At 66.5% G+C, this 10,758-nt stretch carries 11 protein-coding genes; 5 read left to right on the plus strand and 6 right to left on the minus strand.

Annotation, left to right across the window (positions count from 1 at the left end):
• Positions 1–184: 184 nt before the first annotated feature.
• Positions 185–1,219, plus strand: coding sequence for a LacI family DNA-binding transcriptional regulator (locus tag B5520_RS13285; RefSeq protein WP_079597542.1), 1,035 nt, complete (start codon positions 185–187; stop codon positions 1,217–1,219).
• Between the two features lie 24 nt (positions 1,220–1,243).
• On the opposite strand, the gene B5520_RS13290 is transcribed toward B5520_RS13285, so the two are convergent.
• On the minus strand, positions 1,244–1,954 hold the full coding sequence (locus tag B5520_RS13290) for a FadR/GntR family transcriptional regulator (protein ID WP_079597608.1): 711 nt from the start codon (positions 1,952–1,954) through the stop codon (positions 1,244–1,246).
• Between the two features lie 99 nt (positions 1,955–2,053).
• Here B5520_RS13290 and B5520_RS13295 point away from each other — a divergent pair, with 99 nt between their 5' ends.
• Positions 2,054–3,391: an alpha-hydroxy acid oxidase gene (locus B5520_RS13295; RefSeq protein ID WP_079597609.1), complete on the plus strand. Its 1,338-nt coding sequence runs from the start codon at positions 2,054–2,056 to the stop codon at positions 3,389–3,391.
• Positions 3,392–3,408: 17 nt separating this feature from the next.
• Here the strand turns inward: B5520_RS13295 and B5520_RS13300 are convergent, their stop codons facing one another.
• Positions 3,409–3,978, minus strand: a complete 570-nt coding sequence (locus B5520_RS13300) for an ArsR/SmtB family transcription factor (RefSeq protein WP_079597543.1) — start codon at positions 3,976–3,978, stop codon at positions 3,409–3,411.
• A gap of 152 nt (positions 3,979–4,130) precedes the next feature.
• Here B5520_RS13300 and B5520_RS13305 point away from each other — a divergent pair, with 152 nt between their 5' ends.
• Positions 4,131–4,601, plus strand: coding sequence for a hypothetical protein (locus B5520_RS13305; protein ID WP_079597544.1), 471 nt, complete (start codon positions 4,131–4,133; stop codon positions 4,599–4,601).
• 29 nt (positions 4,602–4,630) lie between these two features.
• On the opposite strand, the gene B5520_RS13310 is transcribed toward B5520_RS13305, so the two are convergent.
• Positions 4,631–5,842, minus strand: a complete 1,212-nt coding sequence (locus B5520_RS13310) for an acetoin utilization protein AcuC (protein WP_079597545.1) — start codon at positions 5,840–5,842, stop codon at positions 4,631–4,633.
• A 104-nt stretch (positions 5,843–5,946) separates the two neighbouring features.
• Here B5520_RS13310 and B5520_RS13315 point away from each other — a divergent pair, with 104 nt between their 5' ends.
• Both B5520_RS13315 and B5520_RS13320 read left to right on the plus strand, forming a co-directional pair.
• On the plus strand, positions 5,947–7,377 hold the full coding sequence (locus B5520_RS13315; RefSeq protein ID WP_079597546.1) for a TrkH family potassium uptake protein: 1,431 nt from the start codon (positions 5,947–5,949) through the stop codon (positions 7,375–7,377).
• 40 nt (positions 7,378–7,417) lie between these two features.
• Positions 7,418–8,056 (plus strand): potassium channel family protein, encoded by a 639-nt coding sequence (locus tag B5520_RS13320; RefSeq protein WP_172801511.1) that lies wholly within the window; start codon positions 7,418–7,420, stop codon positions 8,054–8,056.
• Between the two features lie 19 nt (positions 8,057–8,075).
• Here B5520_RS13320 and proC read toward each other — a convergent pair whose 3' ends face one another.
• The 3 genes from proC to B5520_RS13335 form a co-directional block, all read right to left on the minus strand.
• Positions 8,076–8,909, minus strand: coding sequence for a pyrroline-5-carboxylate reductase (gene proC, locus B5520_RS13325; protein WP_079597547.1), 834 nt, complete (start codon positions 8,907–8,909; stop codon positions 8,076–8,078).
• Between the two features lie 304 nt (positions 8,910–9,213).
• Positions 9,214–10,203: a Ppx/GppA phosphatase family protein gene (locus B5520_RS13330; RefSeq protein ID WP_079597548.1), complete on the minus strand. Its 990-nt coding sequence runs from the start codon at positions 10,201–10,203 to the stop codon at positions 9,214–9,216.
• Positions 10,204–10,283: 80 nt separating this feature from the next.
• Positions 10,284–10,736: an SseB family protein gene (locus tag B5520_RS13335; protein WP_079597549.1), complete on the minus strand. Its 453-nt coding sequence runs from the start codon at positions 10,734–10,736 to the stop codon at positions 10,284–10,286.
• Positions 10,737–10,758 lie beyond the last annotated feature (22 nt).

Here is a 10,758-nt window from a genome sequence, read left to right on the forward strand (position 1 = left end):
CCGCGGCCTTGGCTCCGCCGAATGGACAAAAAGTTGCTGGAAAACTTGGGAAAATGAGAGAAATCGCTTTCCCGCCGCGGTATATGCTGTGTTGGAAACGCCGTCGGGCAAAGGCGGCAGGAGCCTGCCATCGGGCAGCAGTACGCGCAGGGACACCGTCCGCTGCGCCAAGGAAGGGACCAGCATGGTCAGGAAATCGGCAACCGGCCGGATTGGCATCGCGGATGTCGCCATCAAGGCAGGGGTTTCGCACGCCACGGTTTCCCGCGTAATGAACGGCAACTTCACAGTGGACCCGGACATCGCAGCCCGCGTCCGGGCAGCGGCGGCGGAACTGAAGTACCAGCCCAATCCTGTCGGGCGCAGCCTGGCCCTGGGTAAGACCGACACCATCGGAATCGTTGTGCCGGACCTGGCCAACCCCACCTTCCAGGCGATTCTTCGCGGCCTGAGCCGCGCCGCGGCGCAGGACAGCTACCGGGTCCTGATCGCCGATTCCTTCGAGGTTTCCAGCGAGGAGGCCATTCTCGCCGGCGAGGCCCGCCGCCGCTGTGACGGCCTCGTCCTCTGCGCACCCCGCATGAGCGACGCCGAACTGGAGGAGATCGCACCCTCGCTGCACCCCCTGGTGCTGATCAACAGGACTACCGCAGCCGCCGGCGTACCCAGCCTGGTGGTGGACTACGGCCAGGGCGTGCAGGACATCGCGGAGCACTTGGTGGACCTCGGACACACCCGCCTGGCATTCCTTGCCGGTCCGCCCCGCAGCGCCTCGAACGGACTCCGGCTCCAGGGACTGGAGTCCTTCAAGGCAGCCCACCCCCAGGTGGAGGTGACCATGCTTGAAGGCGGATCCGACTTCGACACCGGACACGAGGCAGTGGACGCGGTACTTGAGAGCGGCGCCACGGGAATCCTGGCCTTCAACGACCTGGTGGCCATGGGCCTGATGAGCGGGTTGCATGAACGCGGCCTGGACGTGCCGGGAGACATCTCCGTCACCGGCTTCGACGATATTCCGTTCGCCAAATACACGACGCCGGCCCTCACCACGGCGGCGGTGCCCATCACGGAACTGGGCGAGCAGGCATGGCAGCAGCTGCGGGCGCTCATCCGCAAGGAGGAGAACGAGGCTCCGGGGAGCCGGTACCAGCCCAGGCTCGAAGTGCGTTCAAGCACCGGCCCGGCCAAGGCCCCCCGCACGGCAGCCCACGGCTGACGGGCCGGCGGACGCAAGCCCGCGCTACGGCCGGGCCGGTTCCGTTCCGGCGGAAGCCAGCCCGGCCTCTTTGTAGTACCCCTCAATGTGGGCGGCCACCAGCCTGGCCGCCTGCCCGCCGTCGTCGTTCCTGATGGCCGCCAGGATGTCCTGGTGTTCGGCCCGCAGGCGCGATGCGGTGGCCTCCCAGTCAGGCAGGCCGGACGTCAGCTCCGCTGCATATCCCTGAATGGACTCGCGGAGCGATCCCATCATGGCGCTCACAACGGCGTTGCCCGCGGCGTCGGCCAGCGCCAGGTGGAAACGGACGTCCAGTGCCAGGAAGTCGCTGACCGCGAGGTCCTCGGCGGCCATGGCTTCGAGGAGCGCCGAGGCTTCCTCCAGTTCCGGCGCATCCGGACCGGCTTTCGCCACGGCCCACGACTCCAGCAGCACACGGGTTTCCACGATGTCCGCCACCGGCAGGTGCTGGGTGGCCACGTGAAGCCGGAGGGCGGAGCCAAGCGCGGCCGTCGGATCAGAAATGACAACGGTTCCCGCTTCCGGGCCCGACCCTACGCCGGCCCGGACCACACCCATGGCCTCAAGGATGCGGATCGCCTCCCGGACCGAGGTCCGCGACACCTTCAGCTGTTCCGCCAGGGTGCGCTCGGCCGGAAGCCGGCCGCCCACGGTAAGCCGGCCGCCGGAAAGCTCGTTCTCGATCCAGGACAGGACAAGCTGGTGGGTACGCATACGTAAATAGTAGTTGATGTGGTTGGACCACATGCCCTAGAGTGTGGTTAGACCACAGAAGGTTCCGGACACGGACCCGCCTGCCCAATGGAGGACGCCATGACCCACACCATCCAGCCCAACAACCCGGAAACGACCCCCGCGCCGGATGCCACCGACATTCCCGCCGCCCCGGCACCCGCTCAAGCACCGGCGTCGTCCGCTGTTCCGGCGGCACTGAAGCGGCGTATCCCCAAGTACTCGGACCTGGCTCCCCTGATGCAGTTCAAGAAGCCTGAGTTCAGCAAGGAGGCCCGGCTCAAGCGCGCCAGCACCATTTGGGAACTGCGGGACATCGCCAAGCGCCGCACCCCCCAGGCCCCGTTCGACTACACGGACGGCGCAGCCGAAGAGGAAATCACCCTCGGCCGAGCACGCCAGGCGTTCCTGGACATCGAGTTCCGGCCCGGCATCCTGCGGAACGTCTCCACGATCGACCTGGGCACCGAAATCCTGGGCAAGCCCTCTCGGCTGCCCGTGGGCATCGCCCCCACCGGTTTCACCCGGATGATGCAGTCCGAGGGCGAGTACGCCGGTTCCCAGGCGGCCGAAGCTGCGGGCATCCCCTACACCCTCTCCACTATGGGCACCGCCTCCATCGAGGACGTCGCCGCCGCCGCCCCGAACGGCCGCAACTGGTTCCAGCTGTACCTCTGGACAGACCGCGACCGCTCGCTGGAACTGATCGAGCGCGCTGCCAAGGCCGGAAACGACACATTGATGGTCACCGTGGACACCGCCGTCGCCGGCGCCCGCCTCCGCGACGTCCGCAATGGCATGACCATCCCGCCGGCACTGACAGTCAAGACCGTGCTGGACGCTTCCTACCGCCCGGCCTGGTGGTTCAACTTCCTCACGCACGAGCCGCTGACATTCGCCTCGCTGTCCCGCTACACCGGCACCGTGGCGGACCTCATCAACTCGATGTTCGACCCCACCCTCACCTTCGAAGACCTCGACTGGCTGCGCGAAACCTGGAAGGGCAAGCTGGTGGTCAAGGGCATCCAGACCGTCGAGGACGCCCGCCGCGTGGTGGACCACGGCGCCGACGGTGTGGTGCTGTCCAACCACGGCGGACGCCAGCTGGACCGGGCTCCCATTCCGTTCCACCTGCTCCCCGAGGTCAAGCAGGCTTTCACGGCGGACAACACCGACGCCGCGATCATGCTGGACACCGGCATCATGAGCGGCGCTGACATCGTGGCAGCCCTGGCCCTCGGTGCGGACTTCACCCTGATCGGCCGCGCCTACCTGTACGGACTGATGGCCGGCGGCCGCGCCGGGGTGGACCGCACCCTCCAGATCCTCGAGAAGGACATGGCCCGCACCATGGCGCTCCTGGGCGTCAGCAACATCTCGGAGCTCACCCCGGACCACGTCCGCCTGCTGAACAAGTAGGTCCTGCGGGGTTCGCGCTACTTTTTGCGGCCGAACTTGGGGAGGTTGGCCAGCAGGTCGGCCGCGCGGGTGGCCGCACGGCCCACCGTGCGGCCGATTTGCTGCGGAACGCTGTCATCGCTCAGCGGCTGCGTGGTGCCGCCGGGAATAACGACGGCGGGGCTCAGTTCGGCACCGTCCGGTGCCAGGACGCCTTCCGAGACGGCCTCGGCAGCAACCGCCTCGGGCGTCTCGCCGGTGTGGGCGGCGTCAGCGCCCCGGGGGGTGGCGGAGTCCCCGGCGGCGCGGCCTGCGGGACGGACCGGAGCAGCAGCGGGAGCCGACGAGCCGACGTCGAACGTTTCCAGCCAGCTGGCGATCCCTTCCAGCGGCTTGCGGTTCAGCGCGTAGTAGCGCTTCTGTCCCTGCGCCCGCATGCTGACCAGCTGCGCCTCGCGCAGGACCTTGAGGTGCTTGGAAATGGTGGGCTGGCTTGCTGCCAGTTCTTCCACGAGTTCCCCCACGGCCTTGTCTCCGGAGCGGAGGGAGACCAGGATGTCCCGCCGGGTTGATTCCGCAATGACGGCAAATACGTCGTCTGTCACCATGCCTCCCACCCTAACGACATATACGCCGAAAGGCATCAACTATTTCGTCAGCCAACTGGCTATTGCTGCCCATGCGGCGCAGGTGTTACAACGGTTGAACTGTGCCCCGGCCGGCCCGGCCGCCGCCACCTGAGACAAGGGGGTGGGCCATCATGGATGCCCTGCGCCGGCAACTGTTCAACATCATCGCTTTTGTGTTCCTGGGCCTTTTCGTCGCCGTGTGGGGCAGCGTGCTGCTCCGCGTAGGATTCTGGGTGCCGGACGGAAGGACTGCGGCCCCGGCCCTGAACGGCGCATTGGTCACGGCGGCCGGAGTCCTTGCCACGTCGCTGAGTTCACTGACCGCGTCCGCCCTCGGATTCACCATCGCAGAAGTGCGTCATGCCGAGGGGTCTGGCCGCACCGAAACCCCCTTCAGCCCCGGCGACGTCACCGCCAGGCTGTCCGGACGGATCGTCGCGGCCATTGTGGTCTATATGGCAGTGGGGCTGCTGGTCCTGCTCCTCTGGCTGGCCAAGGGCACGGCGTCCACGGACCTGATCGGAGCGTTCGCCCTGTCGCTGCTGGGCTGGCTGATTGGCGCGGCAGGCGTGGTGTTCCAGACCGAAAAGGCTGCATCCTGATGCAATGCGGGGCCGGACGTGGCTGGTGTTCAGTCGAACCAGGGATCGAGTCCATGCAGCGGGAACACGGCCTTGCGGGTGGCCATGACGGTACGGTCCACGGCGTCGTTGGGATCGAAACCGACCTCCCATGACCGCCACCACAGCTCCACGTCGTCGCCCATCAGGCCGGGCGTGGACGTGCCGAATTTCCCTTCCACATAGTCGCGCCAGTCCTGCGGCACCGGCGTACGCAGCGGCACCGGCCGCCCCGCGGCGATGGCCACCAGGTGACTCCAGGACCGCGGCACCACATGCAGGACGTTGTACCCGCCGCCGCCGGTGGCGATCCAGCGGCCGTCGCAGTGGCGCTCGGCGAGATGTCCGACGGCGGATGCCGCCTCCCGCTGACCGTCAACACTGAGATTGAGGTGCGTGAGCGGGTCCGTCCGGTGGGAGTCACAGCCGTGCTGGCTTACGATCACTTCGGGTTCGAAGGCGGCCACGAGCTGCGGCACCACGGCGTAAAACGCCCGAAGCCAGCCGGCGTCGCCCGTTCCGGCCGGCAAGGCGATGTTAACGGCCGTCCCCTCCGCCTGCGGCCCGCCGATCTCGTTGGCGAACCCGGTACCGGGGAACAGCGTGAGGCCCGTTTCGTGCAGGGAAAGGGTGAGGACCCGGGGATCGTCCCAGAAGATGCTTTCCGTGCCGTCGCCGTGGTGGGCGTCAACGTCGATGTACGCCACCTTGCGGATGCCGCCGTCGAGCAGCTTCTGCACGGCAAGTGCGGCGTCGTTGTAGATGCAGAAGCCGCTGGCACGGTCCCTGGCCGCGTGGTGCATGCCGCCGCCGAAGTTCACGGCGTGCAGGGCTGACCCGTCCAGGATCCGGGACGCAGCCAGCAGGGATCCGCCCGCCAACCGCGCGGCGGCTTCATGCATCCCGGCAAAGGCGGGGTCGTCCTCGGTGCCCAGGCCGCGGGATTCATCCGATTCGGACGGGTCCTCGCTCACCCGCCGCACCGCAGCAACGAACTCGGCCGAATGCACGGACTCCAGGTCGGCGTCGGCGGCCACCCCAGGGGCTTCCACCGAAACATGCTCAAGATCGAACAGTCCCAGGCTCCGGACCAGGCGTGCCGTAAGGTCCATCCGCTCCGGTGCCATGGGATGGCCCGGTCCGAAGTTGTAGGCGGTCATGTCAGGGCTCCACGCCACCGTCGTTGGCGGCGCGGGCTTGCTGAGACCGGGCAGGTATGTCATCAATCACAGGCTACCGGAGGCCGGGCCCTTGTCCGCCCGGCCATTACGCGGGCATTAGTGGTTTACTACTGAGGGAAGCAGATTCAACCGAGGAAAAGCCACACATGACGCAAAGCCAGTCGAGGCCCCGGAATTCGGCCAGCTGGCACCCCGCGCAGGAGCGGGAGGGCCTCTGGATCCTAACGCGGCTCCGCGACTTCATTGACGACATTGCCAACACCTCCCCTGCCCGGCTTGCCCTGAGCGCGTTCGCCGCCGTGTGCCTGGTGTTCACCTTCCTGCTGTCCTTGCCCGTTTCCTCTGCCGCCGGCACCGCAACCCCACTGCACCAGGCCATGTTCACCGCAGTTTCCGCCGTGTGCGTTACAGGCCTCACGGTAGTGTCGACGGCGGTCCACTGGTCCTTCTTCGGCCAGCTGGTGATCCTGATCGGCGTGTTCATCGGCGGCCTGGGCACGCTGACCCTTGCGTCGCTGCTGGCCCTGATGGTGAGCAAACGGCTCGGCGTCCGCGGCAAGATCATTGCGGCGGAATCCATGAACAACGCAGGCCGCCTCGGTGAAGTGGGTACCCTGCTGCGGATCGTCATCACCACCTCCGTGGTCATCGAAGGGATCCTGGCGCTGGCCTTGATCCCACGGTTCCTCACCCTGGGCGAGCCGTTCTGGCAATCCGTCTGGCACGGGATCTTCTACGCCATCTCATCCTTCAACAACGCCGGCTTCACCCCGCACTCGGACGGCATCGTCCCGTATGAGACTGACCTGTGGATCCTGGTTCCCCTGATGCTGGGCGTCTTCCTGGGCAGCCTTGGATTTCCCGTGGTGATGGTCCTGCAGCAGAACGGCTTGAACTGGAAGCGGTGGAACCTGCACACCAAGCTGACCATCCAGGTTTCCTTCATCCTCCTGGTGGCGGGTACGTTCCTGTGGGGCCTGATGGAGTGGGACAACGCCCGGACCATCGGCACGATGGGTTTCGGAGACAAGGTGACACACTCGCTGTTCGCCTCTGTCATGACCCGGTCCGGCGGGTTCAACCTGGTGGACCAGAACCAGATGGAATCCACCACCATGCTCCTGACGGACGCCCTGATGTTCGCCGGCGGCGGCTCAGCGTCGACGGCGGGCGGCATCAAAGTAACCACCATCGCCGTGATGTTCCTGGCCATCGTTGCCGAAGCTCGGGGCGACGCCGACGTGAAGGTGTACGGCAGGACCATCCCGGAGGGCAGCATGCGGGTGGCCATTTCGGTCATCGTTGCCGGCGCCACCCTGGTGTCCGTCTCCGCGTTCCTCCTGCTTCACATCAGCGGCGCGTCCCTGGACCGCGTCCTGTTCGAGACCATTTCCGCGTTCGCCACGGTGGGGCTGAGCACCAACCTCAGCGCGGAGGTTCCGCCCGAGGGCGTCTACGTCCTGACAGCGCTCATGTTTGCGGGCCGTGTAGGCACCGTAACCCTCGCCGCCGCCCTGGCCCTGCGCCAGCGCAGCCAGCTCTACCACTATCCCGAAGAGAGGCCCATCATTGGCTAGTTCCCCAGACGCCCCCAGGCGCCCCGCCCATAATGCTCCGGTGCTGGTGATCGGGCTGGGCCGCTTCGGTTCATCCACTGCCGAGCAGCTGGTGAAGCAGGGCCGTGAAGTGCTCGCCATCGAACGGGACCGGACCCTGGTGCAGAAGTGGGCACCCCTGCTGACCCACGTGGTGGAAGCCGACGCCACCAACATCGACGCACTCCGGCAGCTTGGAGCCCAGGAGTTCAGCTCTGCCGTCGTGGGCGTGGGCACGTCCATTGAGTCTTCCGTGCTGATCACCGTAAACCTGGTGGACCTGGGCATTGAACACCTGTGGGTGAAGGCGATTACGCCATCGCACGGCAAGATCCTCACCCGGATCGGTGCCAACCACGTGATCTATCCGGAAGCGGACGCCGGCGTACGCGCGGCGCACCTGGTGTCCGGGCGCATGCTCGACTTCATCGAATTCGACGACGACTTCGCCATCGTCAAGATGTACCCGCCCCGTGAAACAGTTGGTTTCACGCTCGATGAGTCGAAGGTCCGCTCCAAGTACGGCGTGACGATCGTGGGCGTGAAGTCACCGGGTGAGGACTTCACCTACGCGCGGCCGGAGACCAAGGTGTCCTCGCGGGACATGCTGATCGTGTCCGGCCACGTGGACCTGCTGGAGCGCTTCGCCGCCAGGCCGTAGGGGTTTGGGCGGGCCCAAATTAGCCGAGCTGTTTGGTGATTTCCGCTGCCCTGTCCGCTGCGGCCTTTGCGCCGGCGGCGATGATGGACGGGATGCCCTGCTCATCAAATGTGGCGATGGCGCGTTCCGTGGTGCCGTTCGGGCTGGTGACCGCCTTCCGCAGCGCTGACGGGTCGGCACCGGGTTCGGCGAGCATGAGCCCGGCGCCGGCTACGGTTTCGCGGGCCAGGAGCAGGGACAGTTCATGGTCCAGGCCCAGTTCCACCCCCGCGGCGGCCATTGCTTCGGCGAGGTAGAACGCGTAGGCGGGTCCCGAGCCGCTGATGGCCGAGAGCGCGTCCACCTGTTCCTCGGGTACTTCGACGACGGTTCCCGCGCCCTGCAGCATGTCCTTGACCTGCTGGAGCTGTTCAGGGGTGCAGTTGGTGCCGGGCGAAACGGACACCACGCCGCGGCCCAGTTTCGCCGGTGTGTTGGGCATGGTCCGGATGACCGGCTGCCCCGCGGGGAGCGCGGCTTCGAGCTGGGCGATCGACACGGCGGCGGCCACGCTGACCACTACGGTGTTCGGCGAGAGAGCCCCGCTGATTTCCCGGGCGAGGTCCGCGATGCCCACCGGCTTGACGCCAAGAATGACGACGGCGGACCCCTTGGTAGCCTGTCTGTTGTTGTCGGGCTCCTCCTCGCCTGCGATGGCGGTGATGCCGTGGTACCGCTCGGCCAGTTCGGCGGCACGCTCGGCGCGCCGGACCGTAGCCACGACGTCCGCCGGATCCGTGCCAGCTTCCAGCAGGCCGCCGAGAATGGCCTCGTTCATGGATCCACAGCCAAGGAATGCGATTCGGTTGCTCATGGCTCCATCATTGCAGTTAGCCACGGCGGGTGCCGACTTCTTACAGCAACGCGGGGTCGGATAAAGCCCAATTCCTGCCCGATATTGGGCCGTATCTGACCCCGCGTTGGCTGGATTCACAGCTGGCTCACATGTTCAGCGCAGGTCCCTCACAAGTTGCGCCCCTACCGTGGTTATTACCTCATTGAGGGTGCGAGTGATGCGGCAGGCATGGGGATGTCTGCCAGGGCACCGGCGGCTGGCAACAGGTTTTCCCCCATTTTCCTGTTGCCGGCCCCGGTGCTTCCGCTTTTAAAGGCCAGTCCTAGACGGGTGCCTCCACGGCCTGCGGGGCGGCGATGTGCGGCGCGGGTTCAAGAGGCCCGGAGAAGACCAGCTGGTCAAGGCGGCGCAGGATGAGGCCTTCGCGCAGGGCCCAGGGACAGATGCGGAGCTTCTTGAATTTGAACAGCTCCAGTGCGGCCTCAGCCACCAGCGCACCGGCCAGGAGCTGGTGTGCGCGCGCCTCGGAGACACCGGGCAGATGCAGCCGGTCTTCGGCTTTCATCGCCGAAATGCGCTGCGCCCAGATCCCAAGATCGGAGGCGTGCAGTTCCCGCTTGACGTAGGGACCGCCCGCGCTCGGTGCCGCCCCGGCGATCCGGGCCAGGGACCGGAATGTCTTGGAGGTTCCGGCCACCAGGTTGGCCCTGCCCAGGCCGTCGAACTCCCGGACCGCGGGCTTCAGGGTGGCCTGGATGTACCGCCGCAGTTCCTTCACGCTCTTTGCGCTGGGAGGGTCCTCCGCCAGCCAGTCCCGGGTGAGCCGGCTGGCGCCCAGGGGCACTGACGTGGCCACCTCCGGGAGCTCGTCCTGGCCAAAGGCCATCTCGAAGGAACCGCCGCCAATGTCCAGGTTCAGGATGGGGCCGGCACCCCAGCCGTGCCAGCGGCGAACGGCGAAGAAGGTCATGGACGCTTCCTCACTGCCGGTCAGCTCCTGCAGCGTCACGGTGGTTTCATGCTTGACGCGGGCCAGGACCTCGGGACCGTTGGTGGCCTCGCGGATGGCCGACGTACAAAACGCCAGGAGGTCCTCTGCCTTGTGCCGGGCCGCGAACTCCCACGCTTCCAGCACGAATTCGCTGAGTTCGTGCTGCCCGGCGTCGCTGATGCTGCCGTCAGGTTCCAAGTACTGGACCAGGGACAGGGGCCGCTTGTGAGATGCAAAAGGAACCGGGCGCGCACCAGGGTGGGCATCCACCAGCAGAAGATGGACAGTGTTGGACCCGATATCGAGGACGCCTAGTCGCATCCTGCCATTATTCACTGGCGCAGCAGGTGGATTCCAACCGCCACCCGGTCAACGGGTGCAGCAGGTCAATTGTTGCGGCGTCAGTTGGTGGACGGGTCCGTCGGGGCATCGCCGGGGAGTTCGTCAGCGCGCTTGAAATCGCGCTTGATGTTGGCGACGCCCTCAGGGTTGATTTCGAAGCCGTAGGCCGCCCCGGGGTTGATGACCATGCCCAGCTCCTCGCCGATGTTGGCGATGATCGCTGCGCCCTGGGTGCCGAGCACGTTGGGGGCTGCTGCAAGATACTGCTCGTCAACACGGCTGGGGTGCGAGAAGACGGCAAGGACGGGGTCGCCGTCGGAGTTGGCCAGGACCAGGGGCTCCACCTGGGAGTCCTCGCCCTCGATGCCGTCCGAGCTGACGATGTACACCTCGCTGTTGAGGAAGGACAGGATGACGTCCACGGGACTCGCGTCAGGCTCTCCGCCCTTGGCGAGCTTCTCCTCAAGGTCGTTCAGCGGAGTCGGGTCGGCAATTCCGGGCTGTTCAGTCATGCCTCTACCCGATCACGTTCCG

It is taken from the genome of Arthrobacter sp. P2b (assembly GCF_900168295.1).
Classification (GTDB): domain Bacteria; phylum Actinomycetota; class Actinomycetes; order Actinomycetales; family Micrococcaceae; genus Arthrobacter.

Excerpts from the sequence above, each read along its gene's own strand:
- B5520_RS13335 (WP_079597549.1), bottom strand. The coding sequence starts at position 10,736 with ATGACTGAACAGCCCGGAATTGCCGACCCGACTCCGCTGAACGACCTT.
- proC (WP_079597547.1), bottom strand. The coding sequence starts at position 8,909 with ATGAGCAACCGAATCGCATTCCTTGGCTGTGGATCCATGAACGAGGCC.
- B5520_RS13330 (WP_079597548.1), bottom strand. The coding sequence starts at position 10,203 with ATGCGACTAGGCGTCCTCGATATCGGGTCCAACACTGTCCATCTTCTG.
- B5520_RS13305 (WP_079597544.1), top strand. The coding sequence starts at position 4,131 with ATGGATGCCCTGCGCCGGCAACTGTTCAACATCATCGCTTTTGTGTTC.
- B5520_RS13300 (WP_079597543.1), bottom strand. The coding sequence starts at position 3,978 with ATGGTGACAGACGACGTATTTGCCGTCATTGCGGAATCAACCCGGCGG.
- B5520_RS13295 (WP_079597609.1), top strand. The coding sequence starts at position 2,054 with ATGACCCACACCATCCAGCCCAACAACCCGGAAACGACCCCCGCGCCG.
- B5520_RS13315 (WP_079597546.1), top strand. The coding sequence starts at position 5,947 with ATGACGCAAAGCCAGTCGAGGCCCCGGAATTCGGCCAGCTGGCACCCC.
- B5520_RS13285 (WP_079597542.1), top strand. The coding sequence starts at position 185 with ATGGTCAGGAAATCGGCAACCGGCCGGATTGGCATCGCGGATGTCGCC.
- B5520_RS13290 (WP_079597608.1), bottom strand. The coding sequence starts at position 1,954 with ATGCGTACCCACCAGCTTGTCCTGTCCTGGATCGAGAACGAGCTTTCC.
- B5520_RS13310 (WP_079597545.1), bottom strand. The coding sequence starts at position 5,842 with ATGACATACCTGCCCGGTCTCAGCAAGCCCGCGCCGCCAACGACGGTG.